This window comes from Ensifer sp. GW821-FHT05G01 (assembly GCF_059419585.1).
In genome coordinates, this window is sequence record NZ_JBWKSC010000008.1 from 213,820 (window position 1) to 230,564 (window position 16,745).

Annotated in this window: 20 protein-coding genes and 2 tRNA genes; 4 read left to right on the top strand and 18 right to left on the bottom strand. The window is 56.7% G+C overall.

Annotated features, from left to right (window positions below; translation table 11 throughout):
- Position 1 precedes the first annotated feature (1 nt).
- On the bottom strand, positions 2–865 hold the full coding sequence (gene ku, locus AC07UR_RS20585; protein ID WP_494700186.1) for a non-homologous end joining protein Ku: 864 nt from the start codon (positions 863–865) through the stop codon (positions 2–4).
- Positions 866–1,036: 171 nt separating this feature from the next.
- On the opposite strand from ku, the gene AC07UR_RS20590 reads away from it, so the two are divergent.
- Positions 1,037–1,366, top strand: coding sequence for a hypothetical protein (locus AC07UR_RS20590; RefSeq protein WP_494700187.1), 330 nt, complete (start codon positions 1,037–1,039; stop codon positions 1,364–1,366).
- Between the two features lie 247 nt (positions 1,367–1,613).
- On the opposite strand, the gene AC07UR_RS20595 is transcribed toward AC07UR_RS20590, so the two are convergent.
- The 15 genes from AC07UR_RS20595 to AC07UR_RS20665 form a co-directional block, all read right to left on the bottom strand.
- Entirely contained in the window at positions 1,614–2,087 is a 474-nt protein-coding gene (locus AC07UR_RS20595) for a thermonuclease family protein (RefSeq protein WP_494700194.1), read from the bottom strand.
- Positions 2,088–2,113: 26 nt separating this feature from the next.
- Positions 2,114–2,869, bottom strand: coding sequence for an SOS response-associated peptidase (locus AC07UR_RS20600; RefSeq protein WP_494700188.1), 756 nt, complete (start codon positions 2,867–2,869; stop codon positions 2,114–2,116).
- A gap of 15 nt (positions 2,870–2,884) precedes the next feature.
- The gene (locus AC07UR_RS20605; protein WP_494700189.1) at positions 2,885–3,208 is read right to left on the bottom strand and encodes a hypothetical protein; all 324 of its coding nucleotides are present in this window, start codon (positions 3,206–3,208) and stop codon (positions 2,885–2,887) included.
- Positions 3,209–3,212: 4 nt separating this feature from the next.
- A complete protein-coding gene (locus AC07UR_RS20610) occupies positions 3,213–3,458 on the bottom strand; it encodes a hypothetical protein (RefSeq protein ID WP_457586114.1) in 246 nt (81 codons plus the stop codon).
- Between the two features lie 78 nt (positions 3,459–3,536).
- Positions 3,537–3,752 carry a hypothetical protein gene (locus tag AC07UR_RS20615; protein WP_494700190.1) on the bottom strand — a complete coding sequence of 72 codons (216 nt, stop codon included), beginning with the start codon at positions 3,750–3,752 and terminating at the stop codon, positions 3,537–3,539.
- A gap of 37 nt (positions 3,753–3,789) precedes the next feature.
- Positions 3,790–4,035, bottom strand: coding sequence for a hypothetical protein (locus tag AC07UR_RS20620; RefSeq protein ID WP_494700191.1), 246 nt, complete (start codon positions 4,033–4,035; stop codon positions 3,790–3,792).
- A 55-nt stretch (positions 4,036–4,090) separates the two neighbouring features.
- The gene (locus AC07UR_RS20625) at positions 4,091–4,288 is read right to left on the bottom strand and encodes a hypothetical protein (protein ID WP_077505783.1); all 198 of its coding nucleotides are present in this window, start codon (positions 4,286–4,288) and stop codon (positions 4,091–4,093) included.
- 230 nt (positions 4,289–4,518) lie between these two features.
- A tRNA-Arg gene (locus AC07UR_RS20630) sits at positions 4,519–4,595 on the bottom strand.
- 37 nt (positions 4,596–4,632) lie between these two features.
- A complete protein-coding gene (locus AC07UR_RS20635) occupies positions 4,633–4,938 on the bottom strand; it encodes an ETC complex I subunit (RefSeq protein WP_065781518.1) in 306 nt (101 codons plus the stop codon).
- 907 nt (positions 4,939–5,845) lie between these two features.
- The gene (locus AC07UR_RS20640; RefSeq protein WP_209792341.1) at positions 5,846–8,233 is read right to left on the bottom strand and encodes an NACHT domain-containing protein; all 2,388 of its coding nucleotides are present in this window, start codon (positions 8,231–8,233) and stop codon (positions 5,846–5,848) included.
- Between the two features lie 83 nt (positions 8,234–8,316).
- Positions 8,317–8,961, bottom strand: coding sequence for a winged helix-turn-helix domain-containing protein (locus AC07UR_RS20645; RefSeq protein WP_209792344.1), 645 nt, complete (start codon positions 8,959–8,961; stop codon positions 8,317–8,319).
- 930 nt (positions 8,962–9,891) lie between these two features.
- Positions 9,892–10,128 (bottom strand): hypothetical protein, encoded by a 237-nt coding sequence (locus tag AC07UR_RS20650; RefSeq protein ID WP_209792345.1) that lies wholly within the window; start codon positions 10,126–10,128, stop codon positions 9,892–9,894.
- Between the two features lie 141 nt (positions 10,129–10,269).
- Complete coding sequence (locus tag AC07UR_RS20655; RefSeq protein WP_268833762.1) at positions 10,270–10,398, bottom strand: hypothetical protein; 129 nt, start codon at positions 10,396–10,398, stop codon at positions 10,270–10,272.
- Between the two features lie 30 nt (positions 10,399–10,428).
- Positions 10,429–10,626, bottom strand: a complete 198-nt coding sequence (locus AC07UR_RS20660; protein WP_209792346.1) for a hypothetical protein — start codon at positions 10,624–10,626, stop codon at positions 10,429–10,431.
- 55 nt (positions 10,627–10,681) lie between these two features.
- Entirely contained in the window at positions 10,682–10,957 is a 276-nt protein-coding gene (locus AC07UR_RS20665) for a Rha family transcriptional regulator (RefSeq protein WP_209792347.1), read from the bottom strand.
- A gap of 215 nt (positions 10,958–11,172) precedes the next feature.
- On the opposite strand from AC07UR_RS20665, the gene AC07UR_RS20670 reads away from it, so the two are divergent.
- A complete protein-coding gene (locus AC07UR_RS20670) occupies positions 11,173–12,165 on the top strand; it encodes an HNH endonuclease signature motif containing protein (protein ID WP_209792348.1) in 993 nt (330 codons plus the stop codon).
- Positions 12,166–12,243: 78 nt separating this feature from the next.
- Here the strand turns inward: AC07UR_RS20670 and AC07UR_RS20675 are convergent, their stop codons facing one another.
- Both AC07UR_RS20675 and AC07UR_RS20680 read right to left on the bottom strand, forming a co-directional pair.
- On the bottom strand, positions 12,244–13,830 hold the full coding sequence (locus AC07UR_RS20675; RefSeq protein ID WP_209792349.1) for a site-specific integrase: 1,587 nt from the start codon (positions 13,828–13,830) through the stop codon (positions 12,244–12,246).
- Positions 13,831–13,910: 80 nt separating this feature from the next.
- A tRNA-Pro gene (locus AC07UR_RS20680) sits at positions 13,911–13,987 on the bottom strand.
- 220 nt (positions 13,988–14,207) lie between these two features.
- Between AC07UR_RS20680 and AC07UR_RS20685 the strand changes: the two genes are divergently transcribed.
- Both AC07UR_RS20685 and AC07UR_RS20690 read left to right on the top strand, forming a co-directional pair.
- Complete coding sequence (locus AC07UR_RS20685; protein ID WP_209792350.1) at positions 14,208–15,389, top strand: GGDEF domain-containing protein; 1,182 nt, start codon at positions 14,208–14,210, stop codon at positions 15,387–15,389.
- A 278-nt stretch (positions 15,390–15,667) separates the two neighbouring features.
- Positions 15,668–16,672 (top strand): GlxA family transcriptional regulator, encoded by a 1,005-nt coding sequence (locus AC07UR_RS20690; protein WP_209792352.1) that lies wholly within the window; start codon positions 15,668–15,670, stop codon positions 16,670–16,672.
- The last annotated feature ends 73 nt before the right edge of the window (positions 16,673–16,745 follow it).

A 16,745-nucleotide genomic window follows, 5' to 3' on the forward strand; every position in this document is an offset into this window, starting at 1 on the left:
CTTAACCTGCCTTCTTGCGAGCAGCGGCGGGCCGTGGCGCCGGCGCGGCTCGCGCGGACGCTGCAGCGGTGCGCGGCTTGGACGCCCGGGCCGACCCGAAGCCGGCGCTCATGCGCAGCGCTTCCATGAGGTTGGTCGATGGTTCGACCCTGGCCTGCTTCTTAACCTTGACCGTGCGGCCTTCCATCTTTGCCTTCACAAGCTCGGCCAGGGCGGCGTCGTAACGATCGTCGAAAGTGCGTGGGTCGAACAGCCCAGCCTTGGTCTTGATGATGTGCTTTGCCAGATCGAGCATTTCGCCTTCGATCTTCAGCTTCGGGATGTCGGCGAAAGCCTCTTTGGCGGAACGAACCTGGTAGTCGAAGTTTAAGGTGGTCGCGATCAGCCCGTCGCCGTGGGCGCGGATAAGCACCGTTCGAAGCCGGCGAAACAGCACGGCCTGGGCGAGGGCGCCAACTTTGGATTCCCGTATTGCATCCCGGATCAGGACGAACGTCTCTTCGCCCAACCGATCGGGCAGCAGGTAATAGGGTTTGTCGAAATAGAGGTCATCGATTTCGGTGAAGGGGACATAAGACTGGATGCGCAGCGTCTTGTCGCTTTGAGGCACCGCAGCGGCGAGCTCGTCCGGTTCAAACAGGACATATCGGCCGTCGTCGACCTCATAGCCTTTGATCTGGTCCTCGCGTTCGACCACCTTCCAGGTGTCGATATCGACGTACTCGCGCTTCACGCGGTTGCCGGTTTTTCGGTTGAGGGTATTGAAGCTCACGCGCTCCGAAGTTGACGCGGCGCTATACAGCGCCACTGGGCAACTGATCTCGGCAAACTTCAGAAAGCCCTTCCAAAGAGCGCGTCCGGCCAAATCGATTCTCCCGATGAACCCGGATTCAACGGAGGCAGATTACGTTTGTTCCCGCTAATACGCGAATCAATTGTGGCGTTTAGTAGGCTGTCGATAGCAGTATGAACCTATCCACGAGTACTGCGTTAGAGGAGTCTGTTGCACCAAGCCGAGCGTAAGGAGGGCGGTGCTGTGAACACGAAGCTCCATATCGACGGATCGTTTCAGGCCATGCATCAAGCGCTGGAAGAGGCCAACCAGGCTTTTGAGAGTGGCGGCGCCGACCGACATAGAGACGCGTTGCAGCGGCTCGGCCGGGCCGTGATGAACTCCCTTGCCGAGATCATCGAGACAGACGGTGGCACGGATGGTTACCTCTACGACGCCGAAGGCATCGCCCAGGACATCGAGGCCTGTTACCAAAAGCTCGTCGAAGAAGAGGAAGCGGCCGAGCCGCATGACGTGCCGCGGCAAGCCAGCCACGGGACGCTCAATTTTCGCCAGCAGGGGGTAGCGCGATGATCACTGGAACAGACCTACTCCAAATTTCCCGCGCTCGGGTGAATATGGATCGATCGGACCTTGAGGCGGCCGGTGTCATTGATCCAGGGCAGGCGGGCGACAAGGCTTGGTCGAACTTCGGTCGGGATATGGACACTTTCATTCTGAAGCTGCCCGATTGGCGCCGAGCCGCCCTGGCTGCCGTGATTAGGTCGAAAGCAGGCGGCAGCGCTGAGGTTTCACACTAGAGCAAAACGTCTTTAGAATGTCAGCACGCGACGCGTTGTCCTGTCCGTTCCGCTCGCACCTCGCACGGCTTCTGAAACGCTCCCTGCCAAATCCCGAAGCCACTCACTTGCGCCGCGCGCTGTGCACCGGCATATGCGCCTTTGCTGTAGCGGGGCCAGTCCAAGGCGTGTCCGTTCTCCACAAGCCACCGGTTGACGTTGACGCCGTCGGCGCGGAAGCACACGCCGACAACCCGCCCATATCGGTCCCGGTCTACGAGCTCACAGCGGGTGGGTCTGGCTGCTGCCAGGAACCGGTCAAGGGCAAAGGCGGCTTCCCGTCCGCATCGGTACGTGTTGCCGTTTCTGTCAGCGCATAGCTGCCGGCGTTCGGGTGCGTCGACGCCATGTAACCGAACCCGTACCTTCCCGATGTCGATTGTGTCGCCGTCCACTACTGAGGCGCGTCCGGCAAGCGGTTCTGCGGCGCTTACCGGAAGACCAGATAGGGACACTGCGAGAAGCGCGGCAAACCATTTTTTCAAAGCAGAAGGGCCTGCTGTGCATCTGATGACGGCTTTTCCGCCACCTGAACGATCTCGAGCTTGTCGTCGGGTAGGGGACGCTGCAGGGCATGGGCTTCTGACCAGGGAGCTGTCAGCCACGTCTGTACCTCGTCCCTCGTCGTCAGGAGTACCGGCATCGCCTTTTGATGGATTGGTGCAACAATCCCGTTTGGCTCTGTCGTCAGGAATGCGAAGAGATCGATCGTTATCAGGCCTTCCTTGACCTTCCGAACACTGGCCCAGTCCTTCACCCAGATGCCGGCAAAGAACATCAGTGGCTCGTCCGCGGTGCTCGCGAACCAGGCGTTTGGCGTGCGGCCACCTTCGACTTTGCTCGCAGGGTCTGGCTCCGCGAAACGGGTCACGGGCACGACGCATCGATTCTCCACCCCAAGCCAACGCTTCCAGTGCTTGCTTGACGTGTTGCGAACGTTCGTGGTCCCGCCATCGGGCTCCATCTTCAATAGTTCGTCAAAGTCGACATCCTTGCCCTTGGCGCGAAGCTTATCCGCGCGCTTCGTGGCTGCGTCCAATTGCGCCTTACTCGACGAAGGCATGCCCCAGCGCACGGCGGCCAATTCCCGCCGACCCTCGTTGTTTCGAACTATGGGAGCAAAGCGATCCGGATAGACGTCAATTGACGGCTCGAGGTTGCCCATCAGGTCGCTCGTGACGGAGACGAAGTCTCTGATCGCCTGTTGGTTCGTGGTCAAATTGTAGAGATTGCACATCGTCCTCGCTCACCTTCAGTAGAAGTCGTCTTTCCACACTGGCTTCAGAACTGTTTTGATCCTCACCAGTTTTCGGATGCGGAGCTTCCCAGTGTCGGCGGGCCATGGCAACTCAAACTCTGCCCGCAAGTAATCCTTTTTCTTGCATTTCTCGCAGTAAAATTGCGGCGCGATCTCATCAACCGGAACATCACCGCAGAGTTGCAGCAAATCGCGACAACGGTACCGGTGTGTGATGCGGCAGTACATGCATTCGATCTTGACAATTTGACGGGTTCCCTCGGCCTTGGACAGGGTGTGCATGCGCTGCTTGCGGGTTAGGCCATTCTGTTCCGGCATAGCGTCAACCTGAAGCGTTTGCACTTCCGATGGCCGCGGCCGGCTCGTTGCACGGGCGCCACCCACGGGTAAACCCCAAGCTCATCGAAATCTCAGCCAGTGCGAGCTGCTCACGCAGATGCCGGCAGTCGGCAAGCAAGGTCCGAATGGTGGCCTCGGCGTCGCCGTCGTGCCAGGCCAGCGCTGCGGCGAAATCGTCGATGGTTTGATCTGCATTGTCGATTGGAGCGATTTGCTGGGCGGCGGGCATGGTTTCTCCTCGTCCGGGGTGCCTTCCCGGAGTTTTCGTTTGTTCGGTTTTAAGTTGGCGGCCGCATCGCCGGTGACTTCAGGACCTCTTGGCCGGTGGCCATTCGATCTTGTGCTCGAAACAGTACCAGTTAGGCGTTGCGCGTCCGTGGGCAAAGCCAAGGCTACCCCACTTCGTGCAACCGGGATGCTCGCACAAATGGACGTATGGGCCGCTTTCCGTTTTCTTGGTCGCGCCGACTTCGTCACTCATGCCGCAGGCCCTCTGGATGCTGTGTTCTACAAATGTTCTCATTGAGGCCAAGAGTCAACACCCAGGTTTAGCGGGAGGGTCAATGGTATTTAGGTGCGATCAGGACGATGCCGGCTCCGAGCTCAAACGTCTCTGTTTCCGCATTCATCGTCAGATAGTTGTTTTCCGCCAACTCGATCAAAGCCTCTGCCACCTCATCCCTTGACCAACCGGCCGCTTCAGCTTTTGCGGCGAGATGCTGGAACTCGGCCTCGAGGGCTTCCTGGCAATGAAGACTACGATCGGGATGGCATTTAGGATGCTTCGGTGAGGGAATCTTCGGCATGGCGCTTCCTCCTGCAAAGGAGGGTAGGGCGCGCGCGGCAACCGGCAAGATGACGCTAATTCAAGGCGCCTGTCTCGATCGTGACGCGTCGGTCCGTCCAGCCGCGTCGATAAGCTTCGTCGAGAACCTCCCGCCACATCTCATCGTCAGAACCTTCGGCCCAAGTCGCTTGGGCGCAAAGAAAGACTGCCACTAGGCAGACCTCACGCAGCTCGTTATCGGCAAGGTCGGTAATTGAAGGAATTTCATCCATGGGTGTCTCCTCTTGAGGAGAGGCTATGCGCTTAAGGCGACCTCACGCTAGGCACAAAAATGCCCCCTTCTTGGTTCGTCGCGGACCGAGAACCGAACAAGAACACTTTACGGGATTTTTCCGGGACTATTGGGGTGATTCTCGGGAGTCTGGTGCCAAAACGTTCCGGTTTCGGGTGTTTTGCACGTTTTGCCGATTCGCAAAAAATCGTTCTATTTCAAAGAGGTAGTTGGCGACCCCTGCAGGATTCGAACCTGCGACAACCTGCTTAGAAGGCAGGTGCTCTATCCAACTGAGCTAAGGGGCCGTTGCGGGCAGGGCCCGTCGAAAACGGCTCAAGGACCTCAATGGGTCCAGGGCTGCATCCGGCTGAAACGGAAATTGTCCGGGTAGGACACAGTCTTGCGGGTCGCCTCCTTCGGGGCGATGACGCGGTACTCGATGCCGTTGCGCTCGGCATAGGCGATGGCCTGCTCCGCGCTTTCGAAGGTCAGTCGCAGCTGCTGCAGCGTATCACCCGAGCTGGTATAGCCCATGACCGGGTCGATGGTGCGCGGCTTTTCCTGATCAAACTCCAGCAGCCACAGATTCGTCTTGGCTTTGCCAGACTGCATGGCGGTCTTTGCTGGACGATAGATCTTTGCGGACATGGTTTCGAACGGCTCCGTTATTTCGCTGCTGAAGCGTTTTCTCGCCGCAACACGCGTCATCCCATAGCGCAGAATGATTTAAAACGGAATGACTTTCAGACGGATAAATCTGGCTTTTCGCCCGGATTCTGTCAGCGGCATGAGATGGGACGCTGGCCAAGGGGGCGGCCACGCAATCACCGTCAGACACGATCGTCGGACAACAAACGCCGAAAGCACTCACAGATCGACGCATGCCAATGTTGCAGTCGACCAATAAATCAATATTTTCAGGGATTTCGTTGGTCGGAGTGGAGAGATTCGAAGTCTAGCTGATCTCACCAAAAACCCCGGATTTGCTGGGGCTCGAGCGCCGCGAATTTGAGGCGTGTGTACCAGTCAGGTGCCCTAGCGTCAATGCGTGGTTGACCTTAAACCTTGCGGATTGATCTAGACGTTTTTATCCCTAACCACCTTTCTGCTCTTTTTTGGGGGGTGACGTTCGGTTGGCCGATGGGTTTCACTTACAGAGACCGACAAGGTCGGATAGCAAATTGATGGTGAATGCAGAGACTCGATAACTTTCGTAGGGTGACCCTCAACCTCTGGTAGCATCGTCAGGAGAGCCAACAACACAACGCATGTGGATAGTTGCAGAGTGTCCGCCCAAGGCAATCATTAGCATGACTGAGGCCACAGGATGGCACCACGGATCGATCCCGAAGGCGTCCCACGACAGCGCTATTGCAGTGAGTTGCAGATAAACGACTTGACTGGCCAGATTGCTAGTCGCAGTAGATGCTCTGCTGGTGTGCTACGGTAATTCTAAGTCACAGCGCCACCCCACTCGGTCATTTTGCCATCTGTTCTTCGACAGCGTGCTACTTATCGCACGTCAGATCTTTATGTTAGTTTGGGCAACATGGTGTCAAATGGGCGCTGTTTTCCGTCGCTTTCGAGGCCCTTTTGATAACTGAGGTGATTCTTGATGGTCGCCTCCACCATCGCCAGATGATGGCAACTCCTTTAGTGCGGCTCTCACGCCTACACGCTCGCGATCGGGTAGGTTTTTAAGGAGCCGAACAAGCCTGCGATCATCCACAACGCCTTTCGCGTAGTACAACAACATGACTGCCCCCCTTAAATATGGGTTCGCAGAATGTTTGCGCTCGACAAGATCACTTTTTAGCCGCTGCTTTTGCTTTGGTGTCAGTAAAGGTGTCCAATTCTTCCGGGGGAAGCCGATTGCTCTACCCAGCGCGAACGCTGCCACTGGCCCCAAAGGGCCTTCTCGGAAAAAGTACAGTTCCAGTAATCGATCCAAGATTTCTTTACTTGGCTCGCTCTCGGCTTCTCTACAAGAAAGGCCCCACGCCCAGGTCGCAGCTTCAGCAATTTGATTATCAGCGTCAGACAAATGTCTCTCAATGTAGGGCAGGAATTCAGCGAAGCCGAGTTCGTTCGTTAAATGCCTCTCCAAGCGCGCACCGGCTCTTCCCCATTGAAAGCCCGAAATTGTTAGTAGTGCCTTATGGATTTCCTCCTTATCGACGCTCAGCAGCTGAGAAGTAATATATTCTTGGAGGGCAATTGATTCTTCTCGTGCAATAAGTTGAATTGCAAGAGATACCGCGACAGTATTTCTTAGCCAGAGTACTTTTGGCGCATCTCCCTTCCGATACTCTTCCCATGCGCAATTGAAGAAATCGATGCCATAAGGTCCATTAAGAAGGGCTTCCCAGTTGTCGTTTTCTCGGCATCCGCGCGCATGCAAGGCAAGTAACGTTAAAGCAGGACCAAGTGTTTCAGAGCTAACTTCAGCTTCTTCTGATAGACATTGCAAGAGATTTTCCATGGATTTAGGCATTGTGTAGCCGGAAAATGACCTGTCATCTGTCTCTAGGTCGTGGTTTGATACCTTATAATCTTTCTCAGCCTCCGCGAAAAGGCCCTTTATCAACGGTTCAGCTTGCTTTTTTGCAAGTACAGCCGCCATAGGGATTACTTCTTTCCACTCGTCAGCAGTAAGAAAATCACCCAATGGGGTAAGAAGCGATTGGTCCCGTGCGTAACCTCTATAATGCCCTTCGGCTGATGCGACGGCGGCGAGGTATTCCTGGAACGTCAGATGGCGAAACTGATAAAAAGGTACGGTTGTGCGTCCCTCAGGCTGATGTCCAGCTTCGATGAGCAAGCTTGATCGTAATTCGACGCGCTTGAGAAAGTCGTGAGTGCTATCTTTCGCATAACGTCTAATCTGAGGTACGTTCTCGCGTGCCTCTTCTAATAGCCCTAGTAGCTCGTTCTCCGTTGCCGTCTGACGCCCCTGCCGCATTAGCTCAAAAGCCACGTACGCGAGCTGTGGCACTGCTTCCTTTACGTTTAGGGCTTCGTGCCCCTTTATGTTCCATGTATCAAGGAGGACTTCTACAGCCCGTTCGTAAAGGCTGACACGGTCAGGTGGAAGGCGTCCATGACCATGCTTGACCACGAGAAGCATGGTCAAAAGCAGCGGATTTTCAGCAAGCCGTCGTAACGCCGGTGTTTTTAGCAGTTTATGCGAAAGCTCTGAAGCTTCACTTTTGCCCTCGGGCGTATCTCCGACCATCAACTTATGCCAGTGCCCACATAGTGCCTCGATGGCTTTCTTGCTGAGTGGTGCAAGTTTCCATCGTTCACAAAATCTGGCCAATGTAGGAGCTACTAAGCTAAAGCCGGCTTCTCGGCTTGTCACAATCACCCTCGTTTCAGGGTAATCCTCCAGAAATCGCTCCAGATGCTCAACGAACATAGATCGGTGGGCATCGTTGTGTATCTCGTCGAGGCCGTCCACTAGCAGCAGCACTTCACCGGACCGAAGTTTAGGGCGTAGTGCAGTCCAGAAGCCACTGAGATCAAATTGGCCCGTTATCTGCGCCAAGTTCTCAAATATGGTTGGAAGGGGCTTATCTATGTACTCTCGCCATTCTCTACAGCGCACCAGCACCGGATACAAATTCAAATCTGGGAGGTCATCCTCGCTTGCGCTTCGCCTAGACGGGTCACCATATGCAACAGCAAGCCTCTTCAACAATAGCGTCTTCCCTCCTCCTGGGAGCGCAAGGAGGGCGAGTCTTTTGTTCGCTTTAAAAGTTTCCCCAAAGGGCACCGCGGAAGCATTTTCCTCTTGCCACCTTTGAAGCTTTTCCTGCCGCTCTGGATCGTTCACCGGTATCTCCGGCGGAACAGGAGCAGTCATCAAGGGCACAAACAACCGCTCCAGATCAAACTTGCGCTGTGCAGTGTCTAGGTCGGCCCGCACGCCTTCGATAGTCATTTGGCCGCAGTCTTTGAGAAGAAATTTTGTGTAATCACCTATGCATCTCTACGATTTCTTTGTCTTAGCGCCGCCTAATGTATCTATGCAGCGGACTGAAGCCGCCTTACGTGGTAGCTCACGGACTGTTGCGAGTAGCCCGTCAGCGCCACAATCTCGGCCTGCGAGCGCCCGTCTTGGAGCAGATGCTTGACGATGTTTTTGGCCTTGCCTTCACGACGAACGTGGCAGAGCTGTGTGGAAAGCAGCTTCTGCCCATCGGGGGTGATCAGGATCATCTTGATGCGCCGCTCCTCGAAGCCGATAGAGCGGCTCACGGTGATTGGGATGCAGTAGCCATCCTCGACAGCCCCCGTGGTGGCCTCTGGTCGATGAGAGTATTGTGGCTTTCGAAGGCCAGGGTCACAGATCATCGAGACGCTCTCCATCGATAGGACACGGTTCACCCATCCCAGCGTCTCCATCAGGTCGATGACTTTGGTCGATGTCATGTTGAGCCTCTCGGCGAGCTTGGCAATCGTGAGGCAGTTGGTAACGACTTCGCCCGTGAGGGGGTTGACGATCTCGCCACGTTTCCAGCCACGATAGTTCCTGATGTGGCTCCAGCCTTCCCGCTCAGCCCGTAAGAAGCTGCCTTCATCGACCCTGCTCGGGGGATTGATCGGGCGACCTCCACCGGCTCGGGAGGCTGCTTTGTGGCCATCAAGCCACTCACGATAATTGGTCATTGTCGTCTCTTTCATTCTGGCTGATGGGTTGCTCGGAATTGAGCAGCAAGCGCGATCTGAGGAGACGAGGAGGCGAAGGTCAGCAGCCGGTAGCTACTCCGGTCACTGGCGCTTCCGTCTCTTTTAGATGAGCGAAGATAAACGACGCTCTGCGAGGCAGTGCGCACAGAGGGCGCGGGTCGTTGTCGATGGGGTTTGCTTTGGCCGTCGGCGCAGCTCATCAGCGGTCGATAAAGAACGCCCCCCGGTAAGGAGGAAACGGACCTAATCAACCTTCAATGAGACGAATGCTACAGCTACGTGACGTTCCCGTAGGGTGCCTAAGAACGCTCGTCACGATTTCCAATTTATCCGTATGGTAGTGGCAATCGACCAGCCCGTCAGAGCTGGTTATCAGGGCCACGCCTTCGGGTGATCTCATTCCTTATGTGCAGGGCAATCGAGAGCCGGTCCTCTCCGTATGGGTGGGGTATTTGGTCGGGGCCGATCTGCTGCCTCTCTATCCATATAGTGGGGGCAATCTCATTCCCGGTCTTTCTTTAAGTAAGGGGTAATCTAGGGCCGGTCTCCTTCAGGCGGCTTCGAAGGCCGTGATCATCAAACCGAGGGCAACAGCAGGGCTTTTCGCCATGACGCCGTCACCCCCAGTTCTGACAGGGTGGTAATCTGATGGCGGTGGAGCTTGTCGAGATGTGCGTCGTGAGGCCGTTACGGGAGTGGTAGGCAAGGCCCTGCTCGCGGCGCGTTTCTGGTTATGCATATGGTGGGGGCTGACCGAGGACGCGCGTTCTCTCCGAAATGGCCGATGATACCGACCGGCCCCCAAACGCCTCTCCACGGTCGTACCCCGGAACGGGAAACGGCATCAGAAAAGCAAAGCCCCCGCAGATCACTCGACGGGGGCGGTGAATGTGTTTGATGTGGAATGGGTCAGGCCGCGTTCGGGAGCTGATCGTTCCGGGTCATCGGTGGCTGATAGAGCCGCTTCTTCTCCAGCAGCCAATGACGAAACTCACCTGTCGAGAGGCCTCGCTCCGCTGCGGGAAGCTCGAGCCACTGATGGCGTTCATACGTGAACTCGCGGCTGTCGGTCTCGATATAGAGATAGGACAGGCCGCAGGCCTCGACGGTGACCGAGCGACCAAAGGCGGTGACTGAAAAGCGCATCTGAAAACTCCCTGAATGCGAACTGCGAGCGCGCTTAGACTCCAGAGCGAGTCGCGCGTCAATCACAAAATTCGTGTATTATCAACATCTTGGTATGCATTGGTGGATAGCAGTCAGAGGGACGGAATCACTTTCAACATCTTAGCGGAAGGCGTTCGTGTGTCGTTGTCGGGCCTGCTGAACGGGAACCAACTGGCCACGGCGATAGGCCATGAAGGTGGAGATCACCTGCTTGCGGACGAGCGCTGCGTTCTCGGTCTCGGAGTACATGCAGATCAGGAGAGCCTGTTCCTCATTGAGCTAGTAGGTGGTGAACTCCTTCCCACGGTAAGCGCCTCGAGTGGGGGCGATTGAGCCATACGTCAAAAGCTCAGTGGAATGCTTGAAGATGAGGTCGCGGATTTTCCGGGGACGTGCGTAGCCCAGCCGCTCGGCCAGATCGGTGTCCAGTACGCGAGGTTCTTCGTTGACGGTGTGGAGGGTGACTTCGGTGGTCATCTTCAGCTGTCCTGCGAGATGCCACGCACGGGCAGCAAGGACGGGGTTCGACAAGTCAGGAAGAGCCGGGATGGTGAACCGAGCCTGAACCTCCAACTTCCATCCGGCGGTCCATGATTCGGGCGCGGAGTTCGACCGAATAGCCCGAGACGAGGACGAGGGTCTCACACTTGGGGAGATTGAAGCAGAAGTTCTGCTTGCCATTTGACGCGGTGTAATAGCCAGCAAATCTGCTGCCTACTTCACTAAGCTGATCGAGCATGACGCGGACATCACGGAGAACGTCTGCATAGTTCTTCCCCGTCAGTTCAGCGATCTCGCGGCTGGACATGGTGAGGGTGGAAGAGTGTTCAGGGGTAAGCGCGATTCGCAGGCAACACCTCCAGCTTCAGACGGCCAGCGTCATTCAATGTGATGTAAATCCGCAACAGAAGCTTAGTGCGATCAGTGACACCACGGCCAACTATTTTCTTGGTCGGCCTTTACCTCCCGGCAATTCGGCAACAAACATCTGCATCTGATGAATGAACTGATTTGAGGGCGCTTATGACGCTGTTGGGAGATGAACCGAGTCACTCTGATCAGTTGCTCTCGACCTTCGTCGAGGAACGTGAAGTAGAGTACGGTGACGAGCGATATCTTGTCCGTGATAACGGTGCGATCTATCGGAGAAATCCGTACAGAAGAAAAGCCCGCCCTCTGGACAATGTGTGGACCTTCGGGCGGCAATCCTTGACGACTGGGTACATTCACATTGCGGGTGTTCCGGTACACCGTATCGTCTGTAGCGCCTTCGCTGGAGCGCCGCCGTTCAAGACCCATGTAGTGGATCATATAGACACCAATCGTGCCAACAATCGCGCGGAGAACCTGCGATGGTTGTCGAGGCTGGAAAATGTGCTTCTCAATCCCATTTCCGCGCGCCGAATTGAACTGGTTTACGGCTCCATTCAGGAGTTTCTCAACAACCCTCAGAGGGTCAGCGAGGACATACCGTTTCCAGACATATCTTGGATGCGAACGGTGTCTAAAGACGAGGCCTCAGCCACTCGCGAGCGGTTGGAGAAATGGGCACAGATCGGAGCGGTGCCAAGCGGTGGCGCTCTTGGAGAGTGGCTGTATGGCACCGTCGATAGAGTAGTCTCGGAACCTGATCCAGAGGAGTTCGAGTCTCTCACACCATCTGCTGTTCAAGTTCGCTGGCGGGTGCCCAGTGAGTTCCCGGAATGCCCCGAATTCGTGACTGAAAATGCCTTAAAAGACTACGCTGCGCGGTTGTCGTTCGGTAGCGTCTTTGTCCAAAACAAACACTACAAGAGCGTCGTCGTACAGTGTGGCCTCGCGTATGACAGCCTTGTGGTGCTGACCCATTTGCCCGACAATTCAATCAAGAACTGGGCGGTGGCGCATGTCTCAGTCCGAGGCGAACTCTTTTATCATCGTAGCGAGTCCTCTTTCTTCGAATTGCAAGGCGCCCTAAAGCGGTTCTGCGAACTGACAGGCCAAAGCTACGAAGACGCTTTCGACGACTACTGCTGAGCTTCAGGCATCTCATAGCGCGGGAACTTCTTCAGCCCCCGGCCATGTCTCCAGCGTGAGGTATGGGTCTGGATGGGCCTACAATATCGCCCCGACCTTCTTCATTTCCTGCGCCAGCCCTGGCAGCGTGACATCGCTTTTGCCGTAGCCCTCGCCAGACTTCCCGGTGGATCGGCCAGTGATGTAGTACCTTGCCGCGTCCAGTACACCACCGACAAGGCAGACATCCTCGAACAGGTGACGCCAGCCATGACTGGGAGCAAGCTCAGGCCGAGTGATCTTAACCGTATCGCGTAGCCACTCGCCAATCTTCTGCTGTGATCGGGTTGAGAAGATGCGCTGATCGTCAGCCAATTTGAGGCCGTTGATGAAGTCCATCAGCCCTTCCTTGATCAGTTCCGGATGGACCGGGACACGTCGCTCACTGCTTCTCGTCTTGAGGGTCTTACCTCCCGATGTTGTTAAGCGGTAGAACCAGTCATCACCAACCTTGAAGAAGTTGCCCTTGGAGAGCTGTGCAACCTCCTCGATACGCGCTCCTGAATATGCACACATCCAAGGCAGCCATCGTAGGTCATAACGTGTCTCCTTGCGAGCGGCTGCGAGAACCTGCTTCGCCTCGTCCATCGTGTACGTCCGGGTGTCGCTGGCTACCGTCTGGTAGTTGGGTCTCTCGACCGTAGCGAGCGGATTGCCAAGTGGGAAGAGCTTGTTATGGCTATGCTTACGTGCCCACTCGATAACAGTCCGCACGTTCTGAAGGCGCTGGCCGATGGTGTTGTTGCTGAGCTTACCGCCCTCCATCATCACCAGCTTCCAAGCGTCGGCTTCTTCAGGTGTGACCGTGGTCAGGTCATCGCTCTTACGGAAGGTGGTGAACTCGTCCGTCGCCAGCCGGTACTTATCAACGGTCTCCTCGCGCAGCGGTACAGCATCCGTACCCGCCGAACGAAGTCTGACACGGTCATCGATGACAGACTTGAAGGTCTTCGAACCGGTCGCGGCTGACAGCTTAGGTGAAGCCTGAGTACCTTCGAATGTCGGGTAGCGCTTCGTCTCTCCGCTATCGGAATAGTCACCTTCAGCCTTCGCCAGATTGACACGGGCCATCTCGTCCAGCCCTTCAGCCACCTGCATCAGCAGCCTTTGCCTGTACTGAGGTGCAAGGATGATGCCGCGTATCGCCAAGCGGGCGTCGGCAAGTTTACCGAACCGCGTCTCCATGTCTTTGGCTTGCTGCTTCACGGTCGGTATCGTCAGAGGATTATGGCGTGCGGATTTGGCTGCGGCGTTCTCTTCCAACACACGTTGCCATGTCTCAGGAGTGCCGGGGTCATCGTCAAACGCCTCGATGAACGCCGCCCTGATCTCACCAGCAAGAGCAACTGATTGCTTGTGGCTGAGCGGCTTTGGCCCGTCCTTCATCGCCTGCCACGTCGATTGAAGGGCGGAGTATGCCTGGGCGAATCGTTCCTTCGCTATACGTGGCTCCCGTGTTTCCAGAGACACCTTCACGAAGTTCGTCATCGTGACCCTCTTGAAGCTGTCACCAACAGGAATCGTGACAGACTGCCCTTTCGTAGTTGTAGGCAGGTCAGACGGAACCCGAACGCGGAGATAGTAGGTGTTACCAATCAAGACAGGAGAAGGCATGATGAGGGCCATGTGCGCCACCTTTGTGTACCAAGACAAGCGGCGCAAAACTCAACAAGATCAATTATCTAACCAAATCAATGGGAAGATGATGGTCGGAGTGGAGAGATTCGAACTCCCGACCCTCTGGTCCCAAACCAGATGCGCTACCAGACTGCGCTACACTCCGTGCCAACGGCGCCGGAGATACACGCTTCACCCACGCCCTGCAACATGTAATTTCATGCCGGGCGAGCTTCCGGGGAAAATGTCATGCGCTTATGGGATGCCCACGTGGCCAATATGCCGGAAATTCAGGCTTTCGCGCCCGATTTCTCATTTTCATTTAGTAATCCCTAAACTCCATGCGGTAGAGGCGCGGCGACGAACAACCAGTCCGAGCCGGATCGATGACCGCCCAACTTGACCTCGCAACTGTGCTGCTGCTCCACAAATCGTCGTTTCTGGTTGGCGCGCTGTGCTTTCTTTATCTCCGGTGGCAATCGCCCCGGAATGAAGGGCTTGGGATTCTCGCAATCGGCTTTCTTTTTCTCGCCTTGGCATCCACGCTTGCAGGATACGGCGAGCAGAAGCTGCTGCCGGCATTTTTATGGACGCTTTCGAGTTTTACGCTCGGCCTTACCGGCTACGCTCTCTTCTGGATCGGGCTGTGCCGCCTCAGTGGTCAAAGGCGGCAACGGGCCGATTGGCTGGCACTTGCTATTCCCTTGACCGGGGCGGTTGTCGGCTTGGTCACACATTTCCATGTCGTCAACTACATGCGTGCAACCGCCTTCAACACCGGTGCTTTTGCCGTTCTCGCCGCCTCCGCCGTCAAAGTCGTCTCGGACCGGCGAGAAGAGCCGCTGCCGGTACGGGCAATCTTTGCGGCGTCTCTGGCGGTCGCGGCCGCTCTTTGCCTTGCTGTCGTGGTTGGCCTGCTCAAGCCGGAATTTCTGCCGGTTACCACGACCTACGCCTTCTTCCTGCTGATCATCAGCCACTTCGCCATCGCACTCTTTGCGCTGGTGCTCGTCAAGGAGCGTGCGGAGGCGGCATTGCGGCGGACGGCCGATACGGACATGCTGACGGGCGTTGGGAATCGCCGATGGTTCCTGTCGCAACTGCCACGCTTCGGCTTCGAGGGCGATGCCCTTGCGATCATGGACCTCGACTTCTTCAAGCGCATCAATGACCGATTTGGCCACCAGGCAGGTGACAAAGCGCTGATCGCCTTTGCCGAAACGGTGCGCGCTAACCTGCGTTCGAGTGATTGTTTCGCCCAGCTCGGAGGCGAAGAGTTCGGGCTCTACTTCCCGAAAACGAGCGAAGTGCAAGCCCAGGCCGTAGTCGAACGGCTCCGCCTTGCCATCGAGCAATTGGATATCCGATTTGACGACCGTCGCGTTGCTCTCAGCGTCAGCATCGGCGTTGTCAACGGCCGCGGCGTGCAACGTAGCTGGGAGGAACTGTTCAGCATGGCCGATGCCGCGCTCTACCAGGCGAAGGATGCCGGCCGTAACTGCGTCGTCGCCTATGCCCCGCCACCGGCGTCATTTGCGAGGAACATATCAGGAGCACGTGTAGGTTGAATATATTGGGGCGGCGTCGATCTGCCAGCCTGTGAGCGCCAGGGCTGCTGCGCCGCGTGGCTGTACCGCTCTCGATCCCGGCCTCGTTCAAGGTCGTGGATAAAAAAACGGGCCGGCGGAAATGCATCCAGCCGGCCCGTTCCGGCAATCTCGCGGAAAGGGGAACGTCTCTGCGCGGGGCTGCAGCGCCGCGCGAAGGGAGATCGATTGCCACCTGATAATGCCTGAATGCGCCTTGCCCAATTGACATTTCGCGCTGAAAATTTGACATTTATCGCATGGACGCCACAGGGAAAATACAATCTGTGATCGATGTCGTGGTTGTCGTCCTGCCGGAATCGTCAATCATGTCTCTGGCTTCGGTGCTCGATCCGATGCGCGCTGCCAATCGGGTCTCGGGTCGCCAGGTCTTTCGTTGGCAGTTGTTGTCGGCGGACGGTCAGCCAATCATCCTGACGTGTGGCATTCCGATCGCCGTCGACGGCAAATTCGCCTTGCCGCTCGAAGGCGATGTCTTGCTGGCGATCGGTGGCTTCAATCTCGACAGGCATGTCGGAAGCAGGTTCATCGCGACGCTTCAGGAGTGCGCCCGCCATTTTGACGTTGTGGCCGGTATCGAATCGGGCTGCTGGCTGCTCGGCCGCTCGGGTCTGCTCAACGGCCGCAAGGCGACAGCCCACTGGGAAGAGCTGGAGGATTTCAGCCAGGCATTCCCCGCATTGACGGTGCTGGGTGATCGCTTCGTCACCGATGGAAAATTCTGGACCTCCGGCGGCGCATCGCCGACTTTCGACATGATGCTGCATCTCATCAGCCAGCGCCTCGGCTCTGCCTTGGCGCTCGATGTCGCCAGCATCTTTGTCTACGACCAGACCCACAGCGCGACGGACGTCCAGCCGGTGGTCTCCCTCGGGCGGATAGAGACCCTTGATCCCGGTTTGGCGGGGGCGATCCGTCTCATGGAGCGCACGCTCGAACGGCCTCTCACAGTTTCTGCGCTCGCACGTCGCCTTTCCGTGTCGCAGCGAAAGCTGGAGTCTCTATTTTCAAAGGGCCTTTCGACCAGCCCCGGCGCCTATTACCTGCGCCTGCGCCTTCAGGTCGCCCATCGGCTTGTGCGCGATTCGGGAAGCCCGATCCGCGAGATCGCGCTGCGCTGCGGCTTCGACAGCCTCTCGGCGTTTTCTCGCGCCTACAGCCGCGAATACGGAACGAGCCCGTTGAAAATGCGCGGCAGGCATCGCGGCGCGGCTGCGATACCGCAGCGCGGCGAGGGGATCTGAAGATGGTGAGTGCGCCTGATCCTTCGCTAGCGATTGCTATGCTTGGAGGTCGCGCAATCGGACGCCTGGTCTG

Excerpts from the sequence above, each read along its gene's own strand:
- AC07UR_RS20690 (WP_209792352.1), top strand. The coding sequence starts at position 15,668 with ATGGACGCCACAGGGAAAATACAATCTGTGATCGATGTCGTGGTTGTC.
- AC07UR_RS20615 (WP_494700190.1), bottom strand. The coding sequence starts at position 3,752 with ATGAGAACATTTGTAGAACACAGCATCCAGAGGGCCTGCGGCATGAGT.
- AC07UR_RS20650 (WP_209792345.1), bottom strand. The coding sequence starts at position 10,128 with ATGCGCTTTTCAGTCACCGCCTTTGGTCGCTCGGTCACCGTCGAGGCC.
- AC07UR_RS20665 (WP_209792347.1), bottom strand. The coding sequence starts at position 10,957 with ATGTCCAGCCGCGAGATCGCTGAACTGACGGGGAAGAACTATGCAGAC.
- AC07UR_RS20660 (WP_209792346.1), bottom strand. The coding sequence starts at position 10,626 with ATGACCACCGAAGTCACCCTCCACACCGTCAACGAAGAACCTCGCGTA.
- AC07UR_RS20600 (WP_494700188.1), bottom strand. The coding sequence starts at position 2,869 with ATGTGCAATCTCTACAATTTGACCACGAACCAACAGGCGATCAGAGAC.
- AC07UR_RS20685 (WP_209792350.1), top strand. The coding sequence starts at position 14,208 with ATGACCGCCCAACTTGACCTCGCAACTGTGCTGCTGCTCCACAAATCG.
- AC07UR_RS20610 (WP_457586114.1), bottom strand. The coding sequence starts at position 3,458 with ATGCCCGCCGCCCAGCAAATCGCTCCAATCGACAATGCAGATCAAACC.
- AC07UR_RS20605 (WP_494700189.1), bottom strand. The coding sequence starts at position 3,208 with ATGCCGGAACAGAATGGCCTAACCCGCAAGCAGCGCATGCACACCCTG.
- AC07UR_RS20620 (WP_494700191.1), bottom strand. The coding sequence starts at position 4,035 with ATGCCGAAGATTCCCTCACCGAAGCATCCTAAATGCCATCCCGATCGT.
- AC07UR_RS20675 (WP_209792349.1), bottom strand. The coding sequence starts at position 13,830 with ATGGCCCTCATCATGCCTTCTCCTGTCTTGATTGGTAACACCTACTAT.
- AC07UR_RS20625 (WP_077505783.1), bottom strand. The coding sequence starts at position 4,288 with ATGGATGAAATTCCTTCAATTACCGACCTTGCCGATAACGAGCTGCGT.
- AC07UR_RS20655 (WP_268833762.1), bottom strand. The coding sequence starts at position 10,398 with ATGTACTCCGAGACCGAGAACGCAGCGCTCGTCCGCAAGCAGGTGATC.
- AC07UR_RS20670 (WP_209792348.1), top strand. The coding sequence starts at position 11,173 with ATGACGCTGTTGGGAGATGAACCGAGTCACTCTGATCAGTTGCTCTCG.
- AC07UR_RS20645 (WP_209792344.1), bottom strand. The coding sequence starts at position 8,961 with ATGACCAATTATCGTGAGTGGCTTGATGGCCACAAAGCAGCCTCCCGA.
- AC07UR_RS20635 (WP_065781518.1), bottom strand. The coding sequence starts at position 4,938 with ATGTCCGCAAAGATCTATCGTCCAGCAAAGACCGCCATGCAGTCTGGC.
- AC07UR_RS20640 (WP_209792341.1), bottom strand. The coding sequence starts at position 8,233 with ATGACTATCGAAGGCGTGCGGGCCGACCTAGACACTGCACAGCGCAAG.